This is a genomic window from Sulfitobacter faviae (assembly GCF_029870955.1).
Taxonomy (GTDB): domain Bacteria; phylum Pseudomonadota; class Alphaproteobacteria; order Rhodobacterales; family Rhodobacteraceae; genus Sulfitobacter; species Sulfitobacter faviae.
Genome location: NZ_PGFQ01000001.1, coordinates 700,072 through 721,328, shown reverse-complemented (window position 1 = coordinate 721,328; position 21,257 = coordinate 700,072). Strand labels below are relative to the sequence as shown.

At 63.6% G+C, this 21,257-nt stretch carries 20 protein-coding genes and 2 pseudogenes; 14 read left to right on the top strand and 8 right to left on the bottom strand.

Features of this window, described 5'->3' with window-relative positions; genetic code table 11:
• Nucleotides 1-94 precede the first annotated feature (94 nt).
• From CUR85_RS03900 to CUR85_RS03865, 8 genes and pseudogenes are all read left to right on the top strand, one after another.
• Nucleotides 95-1,006, top strand: a complete 912-nt coding sequence (locus CUR85_RS03900; protein ID WP_067268057.1) for an AEC family transporter — start codon at nt 95-97, stop codon at nt 1,004-1,006.
• A gap of 120 nt (nt 1,007-1,126) precedes the next feature.
• Nucleotides 1,127-1,717 (top strand): TetR/AcrR family transcriptional regulator, encoded by a 591-nt coding sequence (locus CUR85_RS03895; protein WP_067268055.1) that lies wholly within the window; start codon nt 1,127-1,129, stop codon nt 1,715-1,717.
• A gap of 2 nt (nt 1,718-1,719) precedes the next feature.
• On the top strand, nt 1,720-2,799 hold the full coding sequence (locus CUR85_RS03890) for an efflux RND transporter periplasmic adaptor subunit (RefSeq protein WP_082852162.1): 1,080 nt from the start codon (nt 1,720-1,722) through the stop codon (nt 2,797-2,799).
• 4 nt (nt 2,800-2,803) lie between these two features.
• Entirely contained in the window at nt 2,804-5,854 is a 3,051-nt protein-coding gene (locus CUR85_RS03885) for an efflux RND transporter permease subunit (RefSeq protein WP_067268053.1), read from the top strand.
• Between the two features lie 187 nt (nt 5,855-6,041).
• Nucleotides 6,042-6,955 (top strand): annotated as a pseudogene (osmF, locus tag CUR85_RS03880) (glycine betaine ABC transporter substrate-binding protein OsmF).
• A gap of 65 nt (nt 6,956-7,020) precedes the next feature.
• Nucleotides 7,021-8,139 carry an ABC transporter permease gene (locus CUR85_RS03875; protein ID WP_280322859.1) on the top strand — a complete coding sequence of 373 codons (1,119 nt, stop codon included), beginning with the start codon at nt 7,021-7,023 and terminating at the stop codon, nt 8,137-8,139.
• Nucleotides 8,136-9,071: an ABC transporter ATP-binding protein gene (locus CUR85_RS03870; RefSeq protein WP_067262440.1), complete on the top strand. Its 936-nt coding sequence runs from the start codon at nt 8,136-8,138 to the stop codon at nt 9,069-9,071. The genes CUR85_RS03875 and CUR85_RS03870 overlap by 4 nt, the downstream gene beginning before the upstream one ends.
• Complete coding sequence (locus CUR85_RS03865; protein WP_067262438.1) at nt 9,068-9,802, top strand: ABC transporter permease; 735 nt, start codon at nt 9,068-9,070, stop codon at nt 9,800-9,802. Before CUR85_RS03870 ends, CUR85_RS03865 begins: the two co-directional genes overlap by 4 nt.
• Before the next feature lie 3 nt (nt 9,803-9,805).
• Here the strand turns inward: CUR85_RS03865 and CUR85_RS03860 are convergent, their stop codons facing one another.
• The 4 genes from CUR85_RS03860 to CUR85_RS03845 all read right to left on the bottom strand — a co-directional run bounded on the left by CUR85_RS03860 (nt 9,806) and on the right by CUR85_RS03845 (nt 13,224).
• A complete protein-coding gene (locus CUR85_RS03860; RefSeq protein ID WP_280321804.1) occupies nt 9,806-10,291 on the bottom strand; it encodes an HAD-IA family hydrolase in 486 nt (161 codons plus the stop codon).
• Nucleotides 10,261-10,500 carry an HAD family hydrolase gene (locus CUR85_RS03855; protein WP_280321802.1) on the bottom strand — a complete coding sequence of 80 codons (240 nt, stop codon included), beginning with the start codon at nt 10,498-10,500 and terminating at the stop codon, nt 10,261-10,263. Before CUR85_RS03855 ends, CUR85_RS03860 begins: the two co-directional genes overlap by 31 nt.
• A 71-nt stretch (nt 10,501-10,571) precedes the next feature.
• Complete coding sequence (locus CUR85_RS03850) at nt 10,572-11,789, bottom strand: NAD(P)/FAD-dependent oxidoreductase (protein ID WP_280321800.1); 1,218 nt, start codon at nt 11,787-11,789, stop codon at nt 10,572-10,574.
• Between the two features lie 85 nt (nt 11,790-11,874).
• The gene (locus CUR85_RS03845) at nt 11,875-13,224 is read right to left on the bottom strand and encodes a glutamine synthetase family protein (RefSeq protein ID WP_067262431.1); all 1,350 of its coding nucleotides are present in this window, start codon (nt 13,222-13,224) and stop codon (nt 11,875-11,877) included.
• A gap of 124 nt (nt 13,225-13,348) precedes the next feature.
• On the opposite strand from CUR85_RS03845, the gene CUR85_RS03840 reads away from it, so the two are divergent.
• The 3 genes from CUR85_RS03840 (at nt 13,349) to CUR85_RS03830 (ending at nt 16,259) form a co-directional block, all read left to right on the top strand.
• Entirely contained in the window at nt 13,349-14,050 is a 702-nt protein-coding gene (locus tag CUR85_RS03840) for a GntR family transcriptional regulator (protein ID WP_067262429.1), read from the top strand.
• Nucleotides 14,051-14,168: 118 nt separating this feature from the next.
• Nucleotides 14,169-15,251, top strand: a complete 1,083-nt coding sequence (locus CUR85_RS03835) for an alpha/beta hydrolase (RefSeq protein WP_067262427.1) — start codon at nt 14,169-14,171, stop codon at nt 15,249-15,251.
• Nucleotides 15,252-15,341: 90 nt separating this feature from the next.
• The gene (locus CUR85_RS03830; RefSeq protein ID WP_067262424.1) at nt 15,342-16,259 is read left to right on the top strand and encodes an MYG1 family protein; all 918 of its coding nucleotides are present in this window, start codon (nt 15,342-15,344) and stop codon (nt 16,257-16,259) included.
• A 31-nt stretch (nt 16,260-16,290) separates the two neighbouring features.
• Here CUR85_RS03830 and CUR85_RS03825 read toward each other — a convergent pair whose 3' ends face one another.
• The 4 genes and pseudogenes from CUR85_RS03825 to motA all read right to left on the bottom strand — a co-directional run bounded on the left by CUR85_RS03825 (nt 16,291) and on the right by motA (nt 18,352).
• Nucleotides 16,291-16,629: a peptidoglycan-binding domain-containing protein gene (locus CUR85_RS03825; RefSeq protein ID WP_067262423.1), complete on the bottom strand. Its 339-nt coding sequence runs from the start codon at nt 16,627-16,629 to the stop codon at nt 16,291-16,293.
• A gap of 182 nt (nt 16,630-16,811) precedes the next feature.
• Nucleotides 16,812-17,237, bottom strand: a complete 426-nt coding sequence (locus CUR85_RS03820; RefSeq protein WP_067262420.1) for a hypothetical protein — start codon at nt 17,235-17,237, stop codon at nt 16,812-16,814.
• Nucleotides 17,182-17,490 carry a hypothetical protein gene (locus CUR85_RS03815; protein ID WP_280321792.1) on the bottom strand — a complete coding sequence of 103 codons (309 nt, stop codon included), beginning with the start codon at nt 17,488-17,490 and terminating at the stop codon, nt 17,182-17,184. Before CUR85_RS03815 ends, CUR85_RS03820 begins: the two co-directional genes overlap by 56 nt.
• Nucleotides 17,487-18,352 (bottom strand): annotated as a pseudogene (gene motA / locus CUR85_RS03810) (flagellar motor stator protein MotA). The gene CUR85_RS03815 and the pseudogene motA overlap by 4 nt, the downstream one beginning before the upstream one ends.
• A gap of 93 nt (nt 18,353-18,445) precedes the next feature.
• Here motA and CUR85_RS03805 point away from each other — a divergent pair.
• The 3 genes from CUR85_RS03805 (at nt 18,446) to CUR85_RS03795 (ending at nt 21,175) form a co-directional block, all read left to right on the top strand.
• Nucleotides 18,446-19,618, top strand: coding sequence for a hypothetical protein (locus CUR85_RS03805; RefSeq protein WP_280321790.1), 1,173 nt, complete (start codon nt 18,446-18,448; stop codon nt 19,616-19,618).
• Between the two features lie 113 nt (nt 19,619-19,731).
• Nucleotides 19,732-20,202: a Ros/MucR family transcriptional regulator gene (locus CUR85_RS03800; RefSeq protein ID WP_067262409.1), complete on the top strand. Its 471-nt coding sequence runs from the start codon at nt 19,732-19,734 to the stop codon at nt 20,200-20,202.
• 43 nt (nt 20,203-20,245) lie between these two features.
• Nucleotides 20,246-21,175 carry a flagellar motor protein MotB gene (locus tag CUR85_RS03795; RefSeq protein ID WP_067262407.1) on the top strand — a complete coding sequence of 310 codons (930 nt, stop codon included), beginning with the start codon at nt 20,246-20,248 and terminating at the stop codon, nt 21,173-21,175.
• The last annotated feature ends 82 nt before the right edge of the window (nt 21,176-21,257 follow it).

Sequence of the window (21,257 nt, the reverse complement as noted above, 5' to 3'; positions counted from 1 at the left end):
TTTGGGGCCGGGGCCGCCCGTTTGAGGCAACGCTCCCTGTTGCATCTGGGCCAAGCCGCGCCTAGGGTCCGCGCGATCCTTCCGGGCGGTTAATATGTTTACTATCTTTCTGGCCATCGCGCCGGTCTTCGCGCTGATCCTCATGGGCTATGGCCTGCGCCGGGGCGGTATCCCTTCGACCAAGTTCTGGAACCTGAATGACCGGCTGGTCTATTGGGTGCTGATGCCCGCGCTGTTCTTTGCCAAGATCTCGGCGGCGGACCTCAGCGGTGGCTTGGGCGACTATGCCCTGCTGCTCTACGCCGGGTTCTTTGCAGCGATCTTTTGCGGCTGGCTGTTCGGTCGGGCCTATGCCGCGCCGCAGGGCAGTTCGCTGATGCAGGGCAGCGCAAGGTTCAACACATTCATCGGCCTCGCGATTGCCGAAGCCGTCTTTGGCACGGCGGGGCTACAGATTGCCGTTCTCGGTTCGGCCCTGCTGGTGCCGGTGGTGAATGTGACAGTGGTGACGCTGATGACCCGGCAGTTGGGCGGCGGCGGCAAATCCATCCTCAAAGGCTTGGTCAAGAACCCGCTGATCTTGGGCATTCTGGCAGGCGTGCTCTTTAACTTCGCGGGGCTGCACCATGTGCCCGTCTTGCATGAAAGCGCGCGCATTTTGGGGGATGCGGCGCTGCCGATCATGCTGCTTTGCGTCGGCGCCAACCTGCGGCTGCGCGGGTTGTCGGGCTCGGTCTCGGTCATCGGCCTGTCGATCATCGGCAAACATCTGGTGAACCCGCTGGCGGTCTTGTTGGCCGCACTGGTGCTGAACCCTGCGCCGCTGACGCTGCAAATCGCGCTGATCTTCGCGGCGCTGCCGACGGGGGTGGCCAGCTATACGCTGGCGCGTGAGATGCGCGGCGATGCGCCCTTGATGGCCGCGATCATCACCACGCAGACGCTGCTCAGCTTTTTCACCCTGCCGCTCACGCTCTATCTCGGCAGTCTGATTTCCGCGCCCTAAAGCGCGCTCCATGCGCGAAACGCGATTGTGATCTGCGCGGGCTGCATGGTCGCCGATTTACAGGTTGACATATTTGGTTCAAATGTCCAATTGCGCCTTGACCCATGTTAAGGAGCCCGCATGACCGAACTCGAAAAGACCGTGCTTGACGCTGCGCTGCATGTCTTTTCCCGCTATGGGGTCAAGCGCACCAGCATGGGTGATCTCTGCGAAGAGGCGGGTGTCTCGCGCCAGACCCTCTACAATCGGTTTCGCAACAAGGATGACATTCTGCGCGGGCTGATTGGGCGCTACACAGAATTGGCGCTGGAAGAGATCGCCGAAGAGATGCCCAATGCCACCGATCTGGCGGCGCAGCTTGATCTGATCTTTGATCGGATGGTGGTGCGCGGCTATGACACGATGCAGGCGATGCCCAATGCGCAGGATTTCATCGCCGGGGCCAATGCTGTCAGCCAGGAGGCGCTGCAATGTTCCGCCGGGCGTTTCAGCAGCGTGATCTACGACGTGCTGATGCCCTATGAGGCGTCGATCACCCGCAATGGCTTGAGTGTCGAAGCGCTGGCCGATTTCATCCAACGTTCCGCCAAAGCCGCTGGCATGCATGCGCTGGACCGTGACCACTTTCTCGCGCAGCTGCGCACCCTCAAACAACTTAGTCTGACCGCCGCCCTTGGGCCCGTGCCGGATGCTATACATAAGGAAGACTGACCATGGCCAAATGGCTTGTTGAGACGACGCGCGGGACCGGCGCGGGGCGGGTGTTGGGATTTGCGCTGGCCTTGGCCGCCGGTGTCGCCGCGCCGATGGTGGCTGCCGCCGAAATGCCGGTGGTAAAGCTGCAAACGGTCAAGGTCAGCGACGCCGAGGTTGAGCGCGTGTTCTTTGGCAAGGTGGTTGCACGTGAAACCGTGGACCTTGCCTTTCAAGTCGGCGGTCAGATCGAGGAATTCCCGGTCGAAGAGGGGGCCACGGTCAGTGAGGACACGGTCGTCGCCCGGATGGATCTGGAGCCGTTTCAACTGGCGCTAGAGCAGGCGCAGGCCAATGACGCGCAGGCGCGCCGGACGATGGAGCGTTATCAAAAGCTCGCCGGGTCTTCGGTGGCCGAGGTCAATCTGCAAGATGCGGAAACCGCCGTTACGGTCAACGATATCGCCGTGCGCAACGCCGAGCGCGACCTTGAGAACGCAACCCTCCATGCGCCCTTCGATGCGATTGTCGCCTCGCGGTTGGTGCCTAATTACTCGACCGTCAGCGCGGGCACGCCGGTGGTGCGCCTGCATGACATGTCCGAGTTGCGGGTCGAGATCGACGTGCCCGAAACCCTGTTCCTGCGCGCAGGGCGCGACCCCAGCGTGCGGTTCATGGCCAAGTTCCCGGCCAACGCCAATACCTACCCGATGCAAATACGCGAATACAACGCCGAGACGGCGGATGTCGGCCAGACCTATAGCATCACCCTTGGGGCGGAATTGCCCGAAGATTTCGTGCCGCTGCCCGGCGCCTCGGTCGAGGTGCGCGCCACGCTGAACATCGGCGGGTCGAGCATCATCGTGCCAGATACCGCCATCGTGGTCGGCAATGACCGTGGCACCTATGTCATGGTCTTTGACCCCACCGGCGCGCGGGAAGGCACCGTGACCCGCACCGCGGTTGAGATCACCCCCACCGCGCGCGGCGATGTCAAAGTCGAAGCCGGGCTTTCCGATGGGCAAGAGATCGTGGTGAGCGGCGCAAGCCAGCTTGAAGACGGTGCCGCCGTGCGCCGCTTCGTCGGTTTCGGAGACTGAGCGCATGGATATCGCACGTCTGTCGATCAACCGCCCGATCTATACTTGGATCATCATGCTGACCTGTCTTTTGGGCGGCATCTGGGGCTTTGCCACCCTTGGCCGTCTCGAAGACCCGGCCTTTACCATCAAAACGGCGGTGGTGGTGACCCAATACCCCGGTGCCTCTGCCGAAGAGGTCGCGCTTGAGGTCACCGAACCGCTGGAATCGCAAATCCAGAAGATGTCCGAGATCAAGGACGTCGAATCCATGAACCAGCCCGGTCTGTCGTGGATCACGGTCAACATGCAGGACACCTTCGATGGGTCGGAACTGCCGGAAATCTGGACCAAACTGCGCAACCGCGTGAATGAGGCAGCCCTGCCAAGCGGGGCGACACAGCCCTATGTGAACGACGGTTTCGGCGATGTTTACGGGCTTTACTACGCCGTCACGGCTGAGGGCTATTCCGACGCCGAGGTCAACGAGCTCTCCAGCTATCTGCGGCGCGAATTGCTGCTGGTCGATGGTGTGTCGGATGTGGCGCTTTCGGGCCTGCCCAACGAGGTCATCTATGTCGAACCGCAGCTTGCGCTGAGCACCACGCTTGGCATTCCGCCCTCGGCCATTGTTGGCGCGGTATCAAGCGCGAATGAGATCGTCGACGGCGGCGCCATTCAAGACGCGGACGGGCGCACCCTGATCCAGCGGCCCGAAGGCTCTGACAGCGTGTCCGAGATCGCCGCCCTGTCGGTGGGGGTTGGCGGTCAGGTGATCAACCTTGCCGATGTGACCAACATCTACCGCACCCGGGAGGCGAACCCCGATCTGGTGATCCGCCACAACGGGCAGGAGGCCTTTACTCTCGGGGTGGCCGGGATCGCGACCGAGAATATCGTCGATATCGGCAAACGGGTGGACGACAAGCTTGCGCAGCTGCGCGAAACGCTGCCCTTGGGCATCTCGATCGAGTCCATCTACCGCCAGCACGCGGTGGTCGAAGAGGCGTCGAACGCCTTTTTGCTGAACCTCGCCATGTCGGTCGCCATCGTTGTGGCCGTGCTGGCCGTCTTCATGGGCTGGCGCGCGGCGGTGGTCGTGGGCTCTACCCTGTTGCTGACGGTGGTTGGGACACTCTTTTTCATGGCGCTCGGCGCGATTGAGATGGAACGTATCTCACTCGGGGCGTTGATCATCGCGATGGGGATGCTGGTCGACAACGCCATCGTTGTGGCCGAGGGGATGCAGATCTCCATGCAGCAGGGCAAAAGCTCACGCGAAGCGGCGACCGAGGCGGCGAGCAAGACGCAGATCCCGCTTTTGGGGGCGACCGTTATCGGCATCATGGCCTTTGCCGGGATCGGGCTGAGCCCCGATGCCACGGGCGAATTCCTCTTCTCGCTCTTTGCCGTGATCGCGATTTCGCTGCTGCTCTCTTGGGTGTTGGCCATCACCGCCACGCCGCTTTTGGGGCACTATTTTTTCAAACGTGGCGTCGAAGGAGGGGCTGGCGGCTATGATGGGGCGATCTTCAAGAGCTATGCCGCCGTGCTGCGTGCCTCGCTCAAGCTGCGCTGGCTGGTGATCGTGGCGCTGATTGCCGGGACGGCGGTGTGCTATGCCCTCTTTGGTCAGATCAAGCAGCAGTTCTTCCCCGACAGCAACACGCCGCTTTACTTCGTGCATTACAAACTGCCCCAAGGGTCGTCGATCCATCAGACCTCCAACGATCTGGCCGTGCTCGAAGACTGGCTGGTGGCGCGGGACAATGTCGAAGACGTGACCTCCTACGCGGGGCAGGGGGCGGCGCGTTTCATGCTGACCTATCAGGCCGAAGACCCCAACCCCAGCTATGGGCATCTGATCGTCCGGGTGTCTTCGCTTGAGGTGATCCAAGACGAGATGAACGCGCTTGAGGCTTTCGCCGCAGATGCGGTTCCGCAAGGGGAGTTCCGGGCCAAGCGCTTGGCCTTTGGCCCCGGCGGCGGTGCCCCGATCGAGGTGCGCTTCTCGGGCCGCGATCCCAATGTGCTGCGCGATCTGGCGGATGAGGCGATGGACCGGATGCAGGCGGCGTCGGACAATATCATCACCCCGCGTCAGGACTGGCGCGAGCGTGAACTGGTGCTGCGTCCGATCTATGCCGAAGAACGCGCGCAGGACGCTGGCATCTCGCGGACCGAGATCACGGAGACCCTCAAATTCGCCACCGAAGGCACCAGCGGCGGCACCTTCCGCGAGCGGGATCGTCAGATCCCCATCGTGATCCGCGCCCCGCAGGATGCCGATTTGGCGCTGACGGACCATGTGATCTATGCCCAAAACACCAATGCGCTCGTCCCGATGGAGCAGGTGATCGACGGTTTCCGGTTCGAGCCGCAGGACACGCTGCTCTACCGCCGCGACCGGGCCGATGTGATCACCGTGGGCGCGGATATCCCGCGCGGCGTCACGGCGGCGCAGGTGCAGGCCGAGGTGCAGGAAACCATCGAGGCGATGGAAATTCCCGAAGGCTATGCCATGGAATGGGGGGGCGAATTGGAAAGCGCGGGCGAGGCGCAGGCCGCCTTGGGCAAGCAATTGCCCTTCAGCATCATCATCATGGTTTTGATCTCGGTCCTGCTGTTCAACGCGCTGAAACAGCCGATCATCATCTGGCTCTTGGTGCCGATGGCGGTGAACGGGGTCAGTCTGGCGCTTTTGGGGACGGGGCTGCCCTTCACCTTTACCGCGCTTCTGGGGCTCTTGTCGCTCTCGGGGATGTTGATCAAGAACGGCATCGTGCTGGTCGAAGAGATCGACCTCACCCGTGCCGCCGATCCGACGCTGGACCTGAAAGAGGCTATCGTCACCGCCTCGACCTCGCGTTTGCGCCCGGTCTTCCTTGCCGCCGCGACGACCATTCTGGGGATGCTGCCGCTGTTGTCGGATGCCTTCTTCCAGTCGATGGCGGCGACGATCATGGGCGGGCTGGCCTTTGCCTCTGTCCTGACGCTGATCGCGGCACCGGTGCTCTACTTCCTTTTCTTCAAGCGCAGCGCCGCGCGTGAGGCGGAGGCCGCCCGCGCCGCCTGACCGGCGCGTGGCGGCAAGGCAAAGGGCGCGTCCGGTCACTCCGGGCGCGCCCTTTGTCGTACTTGGGGCGGTAAAAATTCCGCGCCGCTGTGCAATCCCGCCTTGGTTTCGCGAAATCGCCAGCTACTTTACCGTTTTCAAACGGCATGTCGCCGTGTCAGGCCATTGTTTCAAGGAGTTCTCGCCCATGGGTCCCCGCATTCTTTCCACTGCCGTCGTCGCTGGCCTTGCCGCCACTCTGGCCTCTGCCGCCTCGGCTGAGATCACCGTATCGTCGAAGATCGACACCGAAGGCGGCCTGTTGGGCAACGTCATCGCACTGGCGCTCGAAGATGCGGGTCTGCCGGTAGAGCGGCGTCTGCAACTGGGCGGCACGCAGGTCGTGCGCGAAGCGATCCTGTCGGACCAGATCGACATTTACCCCGAATACACCGGCAACGCGGCCTTCTTCTTTAACGAAGCGGAAAGCGATGTCTGGAAAGACGCGGCCAAGGCCCATGCCCGTGCCAAGGAATTGGACGGCGGTGAGAATAACGTCACATGGCTCGACTCCGCACCGGCCAACAACACCTGGGCCATCGCCGTGACCGGCCCGGTGGCCGAGGAAAATGACCTCACCACCATGTCCGATTTCGGCGCATGGGTGGCCGAGGGCGGTGAGGTGAAGCTCGCCGCCTCGACCGAATTCGTGTCCTCTCCGGCTGTCTTGCCCGCGATGCAAGAGACCTATGGTTTCGAACTGACCCAAGATCAGACCGTGATCCTGTCGGGCGGCGACACGGCTGCGACCATTCAGGCGGCGGCGCGTGGCACATCGGGCGTGAACGCGGCGATGGTTTACGGCACCGATGGCGGCGTGGGGGCCACGGGCCTGGTGGTGATGGAAGACGACAAGGGCGTGCAGCCGGTCTATGAACCCGCCCCCATCGTCCGCGCCGAGGTGTTGGAGGAATACCCCAGATCGCCGAAGTGCTGAACCCGATCTTCTCCGGGCTCGACATGGCGACGCTGCAAAAGCTGAACGGTCGGATTCAAGTCGGCGGGGAGCCGGCGGAAGCCGTGGCACGCTCCTATCTGACCGAGACCGGGGTGCTGGACTGATCTCCGCCGCCCGCACAATAATTGGCCCCGGCGCAGGGATTTCTGCGCCGGGGCTTTTGTTCGCTGTGCTGGGCGCGGCAGCACTTTGCGTGCCTTTCATGACCCTTGCCGCCAACCGGATCGTGGCGGGCGAAGGGGTGATGGCATGGGGCGTGGCCAGCCTGCCGGTGGTGCTGCCGGGGCTTGCGGCGATCGGGGCGGGGCTGCTGATGGGGCTGCCTGCGGGCCGCAATGGCCTGCGTATTGCCGGGGCGGCTTTGGGCTTGGGCGGGCTGTTGTGGCTGTTGACCCAAGGCGCCTCCGGCCTGCTGGCCGAGGCGGGTGATTATGCCCGTGTCTCGCCCTCGGTGGGCTTCTGGTGCTTGCTGGTCGTTTTCATGCTGCTCATGGCAGATGCGCTCGCCGCGATGGCGCCGGGGCCGCTGATGCGCGGGGCCGTGCTGGCGGGCGTGCTTGCGGTGCTTGGCGCGATCCTGTGGTCGGGGGCGCTGTCGGAGCTTTCGGTGATGCAGGAATACGCCAGCCGGGCCGATGCCTTTGGCCGGGAGTTCCTCCGCCATCTTGGGCTGGCCTTCGGCTCTCTCGCCGCGGCGGCGGTGATCGGTTTCCCGCTTGGCGTGCTCTGCCACCGGCTTGCCGGGTTGCGCGGGGCCACGTTGCCGGTGTTGAGCTTTTTGCAAACCATCCCCTCGCTTGCCATGTTCGGGCTGATGATCCCAATCCTCGGCTGGGTGGGGGCCAATTTGCCCGGCGCGCGTGCGCTTGGCATCGCGGGCATCGGCTTTGCGCCCGCCTTTCTGGCGCTGGTGCTCTATTCGCTGCTGCCTGTGGTCGGCAATACAGTGGCGGGGCTGGGCTCGGCCCCTCCGGCGGCGCTTGAGGCCGCGCGGGGCATGGGGATGACGCCGCTGCAACGGCTGTTGCGGGTGGAACTGCCGCTGGGCCTGCCGATCATCCTCACCGGGCTGCGCATCGTCTTGGTGCAGAACATCGGGCTGGCCGTCATCGCCGGGCTGATCGGCGGCGGGGGCTTCGGGACATTCGTCTTCCAGGGGCTGAACCAAACGGCGACCGACCTGATCCTGCTGGGTGCCCTGCCGACCGTGGTGCTGGCCCTGACGGCGGCCATCGTGATGGACATATTGGTCGAACTGACCCGCAAGACCCCAAAGGACAGCGCATGATCGAGATCGACCGCATCACCAAGACCTATGGCGACATTCGTGCGGTGGATTCCGTGTCGATGACGGTGGAGACGGGCACGATCACGGTGATCGTCGGCACCTCAGGCTCAGGCAAGACCACGCTGTTGCGGATGATCAACCGGTTGGAGGAACCGACCTCGGGCGAGGTGCGGATCAATGGCGACTCCACCCTTTCGGTCAAGCCGCATATCCTGCGGCGGCGCATCGGCTATGCCATTCAGGGCCACGGGCTGTTCCCGCATCATAAGGTGGGGCGCAACATCGGCGCGGTGCCGCAATTGCTGGGCTGGCCGCGCGAGAAGATCGCGGCGCGGGTGGATGAGCTGCTTGCGCTTTTCTCGATGGACCCCGCGCAATTCCGCGACCGTTATCCGGCGGAACTGTCAGGCGGGCAGCAGCAGCGGGTCGGCGTTGCGCGGGCCTTGGCCTCAAGGCCCGATTTGTTGCTGATGGACGAACCCTTTGGCGCGCTCGATCCGATCATTCGCACCCGCGCGCAGGAAGACCTGCGGCACATCCAGCAGCGGCTGGGGTCGACCATCATGCTGGTGACCCACGACATGGAAGAGGCGATCCGGCTGGGCGACCGGGTGGCGGTCATGGACGGGGGGCGTCTGGTGCAACACGGCACCCCTGCCGAGATCATCGCGACACCCGCGACCGATTTCGTCGCGGATATGGTCGGCGATGTGGAGCGGCCCCTGCGGCTTCTTTCATTGATCCCCGTCGCCCAATTGGTGGAAGAGGGCAGCGCCGAAGGCGAAGCGCTGCCCGACGATGCGAGCCTGCGCGACGCGCTCTCGGCCTGCTTGTGGACGGGGCGCGCGGCGGTGCCGGTGGCGAAAGACGGGGTGCCGATGGGCCGGGTGACCCTCGACGCAATCCGCGCCCGGGCCGGGCAGCACGCATGAGGATCGGCTGGTTCCTGCGGCCGCTTCTGGTGGCGGTGCTGTTGGCGTTGGTCCTGCAGCCTGAGTGGTTCACCCCGCTGCTGGCGCCCTTGGCTCCGGAGAATGGTCCGGTGATCTACACCCGCGCCTCTCTTCTGTCGCTCTCGCTGAGCCATCTGGCGCTGGTAGCCATGGCTTCGGCTGCGGCGACGGTGGTGGCGGTGACGCTGGCGGTCCTCGTGACCCGTCCGGCGGGCGCGGCCTTCCGCCCGCTGTCGCGCACCATCACAAATATGGGCCAGACCTTCCCGCCCGTGGCGGTGCTGGCGCTGGCCGTTCCGGCCTTGGGTTTCGGGGCGGGGCCGACGTTGGTGGCGCTATTTCTCTATGGCCTGCTGCCGATCTTCGAGAATGCGGTTACGGGCCTCACCAACCTGCCGCCCGCCACGATGGAGGCCGCGCGCGGCATCGGGCTCAGCCGCTGGCAGCGGCTCTGGCGGGTGGAACTGCCGCTGGCCCTGCCGGTGACCCTGACGGGCATTCGGCTGTCGGTGGTCATCGCGCTTGGGACGGCGACCATCGGCTCGACCGTGGCAGCACGGACCTTGGGGGAGGTGATTATCGCGGGGCTTTTGACCAATAACACCGCATTTGTGGTGCAGGGCGGGCTGGCGGTCGGCCTGTTTGCGGTGCTGATCTATGACGCCATGGTCCAGCTTGAAACGCGGCTGGCGCGGCGCATGGGCGGCTGAGGATCAGCGCCCGTTCGCGGCGATGATCTGCTCGGCCAAATCCGCCAGATTGTCCGATAGGTAATGCGGCTGCGGCACCTCTTGCACCTCGATCAGGTTGTTATTGGGCCGGGTGAGGAAGGCCCCCTGACAGCCCGCCGCCTGCGCGCCGATGGTGTCCCACAGATGGCAGGCCACCATGCAGAGATCATCGGTTTGCAGATCAAGCGCCTCGGCCACCATTTGGTAAGTCGCTGGATGGGGTTTGAACTTTGCGACCGCGTCGATGCTAAAGCTCCGCTCGAAGAAATCGGCGATCCCGGCTTTCTCCAGCGGGGTCGGCGCGGGGGACGGGGGCGAATTGGTCAGCGTGACCAGCCGAAACCCCGCCTCTTCCAGCCTGCGCAGGGCAGGGGCGACATCCGCGTGGGCGGGCATGGAGCCGATGCGGGATTTCAACTCGGCCACGTCCTCATCCGTCACCGCCACGTCCTTATTCGCGCCGACCATCCGCAAGACGCCCCCGCCAGCGCGCCGAAGGGCGCGTAGCGGCCCGAGAGGGTCATGGTTTGGGAATAGAGGATCAGCTCGGCAAACCATTCGCGCAGCACCGAGGCGTCGCCGAAGAGGCGCGTGAAGAGCGGCTCTAACGTGGTGATGTCGAGCAGGGTCTCGTTGACGTCGAAGACGATCACGGAGGCGGGCTTTTGATCGGGCATGGGGGTCCTTCCACTCATGACGTGCGCGTTGCCCGCCACTGTGAAGAAACCCCCAGCCCTGTCAAAAGGTTTCAGACACCCAAACGGTCGCGCAGCCCGTACCACCACGACCCCACGACCGAATAGGGCACGCGGAACATGCGCCCGCCGGGGAAGGGGAACCATGGCACATTGGCGAAGACGTCAAAGCGGGTGAGGTCGCCGTCGATCGCCTCGGAAAGGATGCGCCCGAAGGTATGCGATCCGGTCACGCCGTGACCGCTGTAGCCATGGGCGAAATAGGTGTTGTCACCGATCCGGCCCATCTGCGGCACGCGGCTGAAAGAGAGGGCGAAATTCCCGCTCCAGGCATAGTCGATCTTCACGTCTTTCAACTGGGGGAAGACCTTGTCCATATTGCGTTTGAGCTTGGCCTTGATGTCGCGCGGGTCCGCGCCGCCATAGACGGTGCCGCCGCCAAAGAGCATCCGTTTGTCACCCGACAGGCGGTAGTAGTCGAGGATATAGCGAATGTCTTCGACGCAAGCATCGGTGGGCAGCAGCGCTTGGGCCTGCGCCTCGCTCAGCGGTTCGGTGGCCATCACTTGGGTCGAGACGGGCATCACACGCGGGGCCAGTGTGGGCACCACATGGCCGAGGTAGGCATTGCCGCAGAGCACCAGTGTCTTGCAGGTCATCGTCCCCTTGGCCGTGCGGACCACGGGGCGGGCAGCCTCGTGATCGACATGGGTGACGGGGGACATCTCATAGATCGTGCCGCCGTTCTTCTCAAAGGCCGCCGCTTCGCCGAGGGCGAGGTTCAGGGGGTGCATATGGCCGCCCGAATGGTCGATCAGCCCGCCTTCGTAGAGGTCGGAATTGACGTGGGCGCGCAGTTGTTCCTTGTCCAGCATCTCTTGATTGTCGATGCCGTAGCTTTGCCAGAGCTTTTGCCGCTCCTCCAACTCGCGCATATGCGCCGTGGTGAGCCCGGTGAAGATGTTCTTGTCCTTGAGGTCGCATTGGATGTCATAGGTGCGGACCCGCTCGCGGATGATCTCGCCACCCTCTTGCACGAGGCCGGCGACAAAGGTCGCGGTGTCCTGCCCATAGCGGCGCTTGATCGTTTGGAGGCTGGCGTTCAGCCCGTTGACGATCTGCCCGCCATTGCGCCCCGAGGCCCCCCAGCCCACGCGCGCGCCTTCGATAATGGCGACCTTATAGCCCTTTTCGGCCAGATGCAGACCGGTCGACAGTCCGCTGTAGCCCGCGCCGACGATGCAGACATCAATCTCGTGATCGCCCTGCAATTCGGGGCGCGCGGGGCAGGGTTGGCCGAGGCGGCGTAGTAGCTTGACGTATGGCTGCCGTCTCCGGCGTAGGGATGGCGCGACATCAGACGATCTCCAGATAGGTGTCATATTCGAAATGGGTCACTTGCCGCGCGAATTTGCGTAGTTCCTGCGTCTTGCATTCGACCATCATGGTCTGCAACCGGGCAGAGAACAGGCCGGGCACATCCGGCCCCTTGCGGAAGGCGTCGATGGCCGTGGCCCAGTCGAGCGGCAGGTTGTCGAGTTTCATCGTATAGGCATCGCCGGTGATCGGGGCCACGGGCTGCATGTCTTGCTCGATCCCCAACAGCGCGCCGCCCAGGATGCTGGTGAGCACCAGATAGGGGTTGGCGTCGGCCCCGGCGACGCGATGCTCGATGCGGCGGGCCTTGGGGTCGCCGCCCGGGATGCGGATCGCCGCGGTGCGGTTCTCATAGCCCCAAGCGACATTGGTCGGCGCATGGGCGCCCGGCAGCAGGCGACGGTAGGAGTTTTCATGCGGCGCGAAGGTCAGCGTGTTTTGCTGCATTGTGGCCAGCAGTCCGGCGACGGCGTTGAGCATTAGGGCCGTGCCTTCCTCCCCGCCATTGTCGAAGACATTGACGCCGTTTTCATCCACCAAGGAGAAGTGAACGTGAAAGCCGCTGCCCGCCAGATCACCATAGGGTTTGGCCATGAAGGTGGCGGCAAAGCCATGTTTGCGGGCGATGCCGCGCACCAGACGTTTGAACAGCACCGCGTCATCGGCGGCGCGCAACGGATCGTCCACATGGCGCATGTTGATTTCGAACTGCCCCGCCCCGTTTTCCGAAATGGCGGCATCCGCCGGGATGCCCTGCAATTCGCAGGCGTCATAGACCTCGTTCAGGAACTCATCGAAATGCTGCAATTCGTCCAGCGATAGCGCACCGTCGGAATCCAGCCGTTTGCCCGTGACCGGAGAGCAGGGGGCCTGCGGGTGATCCTCGGTCGGGTCGAAGAGGTAGAACTCCAGTTCCGTGGCGACCACCGGGGTCAACCCGCGCGCCTTGAACCGCGCGGCCACCTCGGCCAGCGCGCGGCGCGGATCGCCGGGGAAGGGCTTGCCGTTTTCCTGACGCATCCAGAGCATGGCCAGCGCCGTGGGGCGCGTGGTCCATGTGATGGGCATCAAGGGGCGCCCGGTGAAATCGCACAGCCCGTCGGAATCCCCGGTCTCGAACACCAACTCGCTGTTTTCGACATCCTCGCCCCAGATATCCATGCCGACGATGGACAGCGGCAGGCGCAGCCCGCCTTCGACGACTTTGGACACCTGATCGGCGGGCACCCGTTTGCCGCGCATGGTGCCGTTGAGGTCACAAACGCAGGCAAAGATCGATTCGATCTCGGGATGTTGCGCCAGCCACGCTTCGGCTTTGCTCTCGGACATGGGGTTCCTTTCGATATCGAACCAGAAAATGTGATACCATTTGTTGGAATGTCATATCACTATCCGCTTGTCTGTCAATTGGCCCCACGCGTATGGTCGGCGGCGAAAGACCAAAGGCGGCCAGATGATCGACACCGATAACGATGCGCTCAACATTCCCGAAATCCCCGAAATTCCGGGCGGGACGACGCAGGAATATGTCTATGAACGGCTGCGCAATGCGATCATGCTGGGCGCGATCACGCCCGGCACCTCGCTGACCATGCGCGGCATTGCGGAGCGGCTCGGCCTCAGCCCGACCCCGGTGCGCGAGGCGGTGCGGCGGCTGAGTTCTGAACATGCCATCCAGATCAAGGACAACCGCCGCTTGACCGTGCCGCTGATGACCCCTGAGCGGTTTGAGGAGCTGGTCGCCCTGCGCATCGCGGTTGAGACCCACGCCGCCCTGCGCGCCTTGCCCTATATCTCGGACATCGTGATCGACCGCCTGACCGAGATCGACGGCAGCATGGACCGTTTTGTGGCCGAGCGGAACGCGGATCAACTGACGCTGCTGAATCAAGCCTTCCACCGGATGCTTTACTCCGTGAACCCCGCGCAGGCGTCCTTGCCGATGATCGAAAGCATTTGGCTGCAACTTGGTCCGTTTCAGCGGCAGGTCATTACCGAGGTGGCGGAATACTATCAGATCGACCGCCACAAAGAGGTGCTGGCCGGCCTCACTGCCCGCGATGGCGCGGCGCTGAGCGCGGCGATTGCCAATGACATCGTCGACGGGGTGCTCGACACGGGCCGCAGGCTGCTGGCGGCAGAGGCAGGCAGATAGAGGGGGCTGCCGTAGGTTAGAAGCGGGGCTGTTTCGTCGCAGTCGCAGGGGCCTTTCGTCTATGACTTTATGGGCCAATTGGGCTAGAACTGCGCCGAACGAAGGGCCGGGGGGCGTTATGCAGGGACATGGGATTGGGGGCCGGGGGCTACATACGCTCTGCGCGGTTGCGGTGGTCTTGCTGTCGGCCTGCGCACCGCGCCCGGGCGGGGAGACTCTGACCGTGGTGCCCGAGGCCGAAGCTGCGCAGAGTTTGGCGATCACCGTGGCCTCGACCCGCGGGCGCGATCCGCAGACCGGCACCTATACCGACGCCCGCGCGCGGGCGCTGGATTACGAGCGGTTCACCATCGCCATCCCGCCAGACCATGAGGCCAGCAAGATCGAATGGCCCGATGAGAAGCCAGACCCGAGCCGCAGCTTTGCGGTGACGGCGCGCGATCCGCTGCCGGGGCTCGATATCCACCGCTCTGGCCGGGGGCGGCAGGACGTGGTGGTCTTTGTCCACGGCTACAACCAGACCTTCCCGGAATCGCTATTTCGTTTGGCGCAGGTGACGGCGGATGGGCATTTGCCCGAACAGCCGATCCTGTTTGCTTGGCCCTCTGCGGGGACGGTGGTGGGCTATGTCGCGGACAAGGACGCGGCGCTCTATTCGCGCGATGAACTGGCCGCCATGCTCGGCACCCTCGCCGCCGATCCCGACGTGGGCGAGATCACGCTTTTCGGCCACAGCATGGGCGGCTGGCTGGTGGTGGAGGCGCTGCGGCAGTTGCGCCTGTCGGGGCAGGATGCGGTGATCGCCCGGTTGAGCGATGTGGTCCTCGCAGCGCCCGACATCGACGTGGATGTCTTTCGCAAACAGGTTGAGGTGATCGGGCCGCTTGATCCGCCCATGGCCATCCTTGTGGCGCCGGACGACCGAGCGTTGCGCATTTCGGCGGGGCTTGCCGGGGCGCGGCCTCGGATCGGGCGCACAAGTGCCAGCTCCCCGGCGGTGCAGGCGCTGGCCAAACGCTATGGCGTCTTGCTAGTCGATATCTCGGCCATCGGCGCGGTGGACGGCACCCACCATAACCGCTTTGCTTCCCTCGTGCAGTTGATGCCGGAACGGCGCGATGGGTTGGCGCAGGCCCGGGCGCAGGTGGGGGCCTTCATCCTCGACCCCGTCTCGGCCACGCTGGTCGCGCTGTCGCGCTAGGGCGGGCGGCTTGCACTTGGCCCGCACCGCGCAGTATGGGGGCGCAAGCCACCATTGACCGATTTCCCCAGCCGCAGCGGAGCCAGCCCCATGACCATCACCCATCTCGTCACCCATTCGGGCGGCTTTCACGCGGATGAGCTTTTATCCTCCGTCATCCTGACCCGGCTCTACCCAGAGGCGGTGCTGATGCGCAGCCGCGATGCCGCGTGGATCACCCCCGGCGCGGGGCGGATCATCTATGACGTGGGCCGCGACTATGACGCCGAAGCGCTGATCTTTGACCACCACCAGCGCCCGGGACCGCTGCGCGAGGATGGTCAGCCCTACAGCTCTTTCGGGCTGATCTGGCAGCACTATGGCCGCGACTATCTGCGCAGCTTTGACGTGCCCGAGGCGGATGTGGAGGATATCCACCATAGTTTCGATCAGGGCTTCGTGCTGCCGGTCGACCTGATCGACAATGGCGCGCTTGAACCCTCGGTCGCGGGGCCGCTGGCGGGCATGACCCTGCCGGTGCTCTTGGAGACGCTGAAGCCCGTTTTCGACGAACGTGGTGAGGATGCCGACGACCGCGCCTTCATGGCCGCCCTGCCGGTCGCGCAGGCCTTTGTGGAGGCCGCGATCAAGGGCAAGGCCGCCAAACGCCGGGCCGAGGCGATGGTGATGCAGGCGATTGAGGCGGCAGGCAGCGGGCGCGTCTTGGAACTGCCCACGGGCATGCCCTTCCGCTCGGCGGTGGAAAAGGCCGCAGCCGATCACCTGCTCTTCGTCGTGCACCCGCGCGGAGAGGATTGGGCCCTGACCACGATCCGCAAAAGCGGCGATAGCTTTGAGGCCCGCGCCGATCTGCCCGAGGCTTGGGCCGGGCTAACGGATGCCGATTTGGAGGCCGCAAGCGGCGTGCCGGGGGCCAAGTTCTGTCACAACGCGCGGTTCATCGCCGTGGCGGCAAACCGCGACGCCGCGCTGCGTATGGCCGAACTGGCGGTCGCGGAGGCGGGGTAAGGCCGAGGCCCGAAAGGGGCCCCGGGCGCAGTCACATATAGGCGTCGGAAGTCAGGAAGAACATCGTTTCGCTGACCTGAACCTCATGGGCAAACGTCCATGTCGGCGCGTGGCGTTGGTAGCGGTCGGAGGCCATGAGCGCGCGAAAGGCGGCTTCGGTCCCCGGCCCCCATGCGCCGTCGATGGCCCCCTTGTAATAGCCCTCGTGTTTCAGGCTGTCCTGCACCATCCGGCGCGCACCAAGGTCGCGGCTTTGGAACAGGGCGCGCACCTCGGCAAGGGTCACCTCCGCCGATTGTGCGCAGAGCGGGCTGACGCTCAAAGACGCGGCACCGATCGCGGCGGCGGTGAAAAATCCTCTTCGCTTCATCGTAAATCCTCTCAAACTATACCGAAGCCGGAATACAAACGCGTTGGCCTCGGCGCCCCCTCCCCAGGGCGGCATTTTCAATGGGGCTTTGATGGAATCGAATTGCGGTTTTTTCTTGTCCGGTATTCGCTATTTAGGGGAATTTGCTACAATAGTTCCCGCAATTGGATATGGCCGTGTAATTATCGTTGATCGTCCAGCCAGATCGACAGAAAGCCTTCGGCTTGGGCGGCGGTTTCGGCCTCTTGCAGGGCTTGCCTGCGGGCCTCGGCGCGGCGGTTGCGGATCAGATCGATGCGCTTGGCCTCGGCGAAAAGCCCGTTCAGCCTGTCGTGGATGCCCGCGCTGTCGGCGCGCAGCCGCTCGGCCTCGGTTTCCTTGCGGTGGATGGTTTCCGAGACGTTGCGGATAAAGGCCGAGACCACGCGCGTCGATTCCACCGCATCAGGATCGCCGCGGTCGTTGAGCTGTTCCATCAGGCTGTGGCGTTCTTTTTCGATCTGGGTCAGCGCGCGGTTGACCTCGGCCATCTCCAGCGCGACATTCTCCATCTCAAAGCGTTTTAGCCGTGACAAAACAGCCAGCCCGTCGCCGCGCTTCGGCTTCACTGCTCTGCGCCCTGTGACAGAACGATGAGCCGCTCGCGCATCCGTTCCAGCACCGCGGCGTCGAGCAGCGGCAGCCCCTCCATCGGGGGACATGGCCGATGACACCGTGGCGGCGCATGGAATTGGGCAGCCGGGCCTCTGCTTCGGCGGTCTTGTCGACCTCTTCCGCGTCCTTCTCCTTGGCCGGTCCCGCCGCCAGCCCCGGCCCGGCAAGGAGCGCGATCAGCACGATCAGGGGCAGGGGGCGCATCATACCGCAGGCAGTTCGCGCTGCGAGGCCTCCACGGCAGAGAAGTTCGGCTGTTTCGTCGTGGGAATGTTGCCGCGGCCCAATTCGATGCAGATGCTGGGCGGGTGGCCCGCCACGATGGCCACGATGACATCTCGGATCACCGTATACATCGCGCCGTCTTCTTCCTCGATCTGCTCCAACCGGCCTGCGATCGGCTGGACCATACAATAGGCAAGGAAAACCCCAAGGAAAGTGCCGACCAAGGCACCGCCGATCATCGCGCCAAGGATCTCTGGCGGCTTGTCGATCGACGACATGGTTTTGATCACCCCCAGAACCGCCGCGACGATGCCGATGGCGGGCAGGCCGTCAGCCATGCTTTGGATCGCGCGGGCCGAGACCAGCGCCTCGTGGTGGTGCTTTTTAATCTTGCGGTTCAACACGTCTTCCATCTGGAAACGGTCGTCGAATTGCATCGACATCATGCGAAAGCTATCGGCGATGAGGTCGGTCAGGAAATGGTCTTTCATCAGCTTGGGGTAGCGCTGAAAGATCGGGCTGGCCTCGGGGTTTTCGATATGCTCGTCCATCGCGACGATGCCCTTGGTCTTATAAAGACGTGCCAGTTCGAACATCAGCGCCAGCAGATCGTTGTAATCCGCCGCCTTCCAGCGCGGCCCCTTGATCACCCGCATTACCCCGGCCAGCGATGATTTGACCACCGAGAAGGAGTTGGCGATCACGAAGGCCCCCAGAGAGGCGCCGCCGATCATCATGCCCTCGTAGGGAAGGGCGTGCAGGACGATGTCCATATTGCCCCCGACAGCATGAAACCGCCAAAGACCAGACCGAAGACCATTACAAGACCAAGCAAGAGTGTCATTGCTGCACACGCCTCCAAAAAGAAACTATTCTTACTTTATCCTTGAGTGAATGGGCCTATACAAGTATTATCTAGGAAAGAACTTGGGTTTCTATGATGAATAGTGGTTTTTCGGTCAAAGAAGAGTTGAAGGGTGATGTCGACGCTCTGCAAGAGCCCGATGCCTTCGCCTATTTCGTCGATCCTTCCGAGCTTTCGGTGCTCGTGCCGGGCTGGCCCGAAGAGATGCGGCTGCTGTTGTGCATGGATGCCGCCGGTCTTTGCGAGTTCGTGGTCTTTCACAATGACGAAGAACATGCAGTTTTCGACCGGGTGGCGGATATCCTCGACCGTCCCGTGGGAAGCTTTGCCGTCAGCCCCGAGGTTGAGGGCCACCCCTGCCGTAGGTTGTTGTTCTCTGAGGAAAATGCGCTGTTGAAGGCCATTCAGGACAGCAAAACGCTTGAGGAAACGGCGGCGGATTATCTGATCAACTACAATTTCGCCCGCGAAGAGGGGCTGGATTTCGACGAGTTGATGCGCCAGCGGCCCGAATTGGACCAGTTTCAGCGCGTCAGCACCAACAAGATCTTTCCCATCGGCAACCGCAAGCGCCGCAAGCTGCGCTCCGGCCCGCCCGAAGGCTATATGCCCTCTGCCGAGGTGCAGCCGGGGGAGTGTTTCTACGTCCGTCTTGAGATGTGGCTCGCCGGGGGGCGGATGCGAATCGCCTCCAACCCGGAGCAGCCGCTGCCCATGGTGCCGACCTTGGTGCGTGACATCGCCTTTCGGGATGATTTCGCATCGGTTTATATCCCCCGTGACACGCTGGCGGCAGAGTGGCGGCCCAAGGATGATATGGTGATCGATATCCCGGCTGAACTCTTCCCTGCAGGCTTTAGCGACAGCTGCGCGCGGCGCGAAGTGAAGGTTGCGGTCATGCCGCGCGGCATCTTTGTCGAGTTCGGCGCGCCGATCGAGGTGCCCCCGGCGCCCGAGCCTGAGTTGCTCGACCCCGCCGCATTGGCGCCGCAGCCGCCCGCACCCCGCAAGAGCCTATGGAAGTCCCTGCATGTGCCGCTGATCGCGGTGGCAGGGCTGGGGGTGACCGGTCTGTTCAGCACGATCATCGCCCAGACCACCGGAAATGACGCGGCCCCGATCCGGCCCCGAAAAGCGCGATCTTCAAGACCGTCGCGCAGATGGAGCCGTGATGCATTCCGCACGATATGGCGAAAAAGTGCTTGCCAATGCTTGCGCGGGTTCCAAATACAATTCGAATCGTGATAAGAATAAACGGCGAAGAATTTTTTATCTTTGCTGCGTCTCTTGCGAAGCGCTCTTTGAATGCTTCGCGAACCTTGCAGAAGGCAAGATTAACTTAACAAGGAAGTTGCTTCATGCCTAATGTACCCCCCAAGCAGAATCTGAGCGATACCGCGATTGCGACCATCGTTTCGGGGTTCGCCAGCCGCAGCGACGTGACCATCGACGATATCCTGACCTTGGTCGAGCGTCTGCGCGCGACCCCCGCTGAGGCCCCCGCCACCGCATTGGCCAATATCCCCGCCGCCGCCGTGGCCCCCGTCGCGCCCAAGGCGCAGGGCATGACCGCCGCACCGGGCGAGCAGCCGATGACCGAAGACACGATCTTTTGCCTGTGCTGCGGCAAGGGGTTCAAAATGCTGAAACGTCACCTCGGGGCCGAACATGGGCTGACCGAAGCGGAATACCGCGTGATGTTCAATCTGCCTGCCGACACGCCGCTGGTCGCGCCGAGCTATTCCAAGCGCAAGGCCGAATACGCCAAACGCGCAGGACTGGGCAAATACAGCCGCGACAAATCGGACAACAACGCAGAGCTTTCCTGATCTGGCCCCCGTGCCCGGTCTTGCGTAATCGGGAGGCCGCGTGATGGCTGACAAGAAGAACGCGATGATCATCATCAAGCGCTACGACGCGGAGGGCGGCCACGCCCACCATGGCGGCGGTTGGAAGGTGGCCTATGCGGACTTCATGACCGCGATGATGGCGTTTTTCCTGCTGCTGTGGATCCTCGCCGCCTCGGATGAGGAAAAGCTGCGCGGGCTGGCCAATTACTTTACCCCCACGGTGTCGGACGGCGGATCCTCTTCGGATGCGGCGGCGGACCTGCGCCCGTTGATGGCCGCAGGGGTGATGACCGGGGCGGTCGACAACACCGGCAATGTCCAAAAGCCGACCTTTGGCCGCGACAATCCGATGATGGTCTTCGACAGCCGCCTGCGTGACAAGCCTGCCGCCGTGGTCGTGGAATATGCCGAAGCGCCCGAACCTGCGGCGCCAGCCGATCCCGCCACTCTCGCCGCGATCGAGGCATCCGAGCGCCGCCAGTCCGAGATCGACCGCATGGCCGAGGACATCGCCGAGCGGATCACCTCGGACAGCGCTTTGAACGATCTGGCGCGCAATGTCCGATTGGAGAAATCGAACGGGGCGCTGACGGTTCAGGTGCTCGATCAGGATGAGCGGTCGCTCTTTGCCCGGGGCAGTGCCGAGGTGACCTCGAAGACCCGCGAGCTGCTGCTGGCCATCGGCGATGTGATTGCCGAACAGAACCAGCCGGTCGAGATTGTGGGCCATACCGATGCCGCCGCCTTTGGCGCGAACAATGGCTATACGAATTGGGAGCTTTCGGCAGACCGCGCCAATGCCACGCGCCGCACGCTGATGGCCGCAGGTATCGCAGGCGCGCGCTTTATGCGGGTGTCGGGTGTGGCCGACACGCAACCGATCAACACGGTCGATCCCCTGGCGCCGGAAAACCGGCGGATCTCGATTCGCTTGGTCTATCAAGCCGAGTAGACCTTGTTTTCAAGGCTCTATCGGCCCGGTTGTGCGAAATCTCCATCCTAGGCAAAAGTGCGACATCCCTGCCGCTGATTCC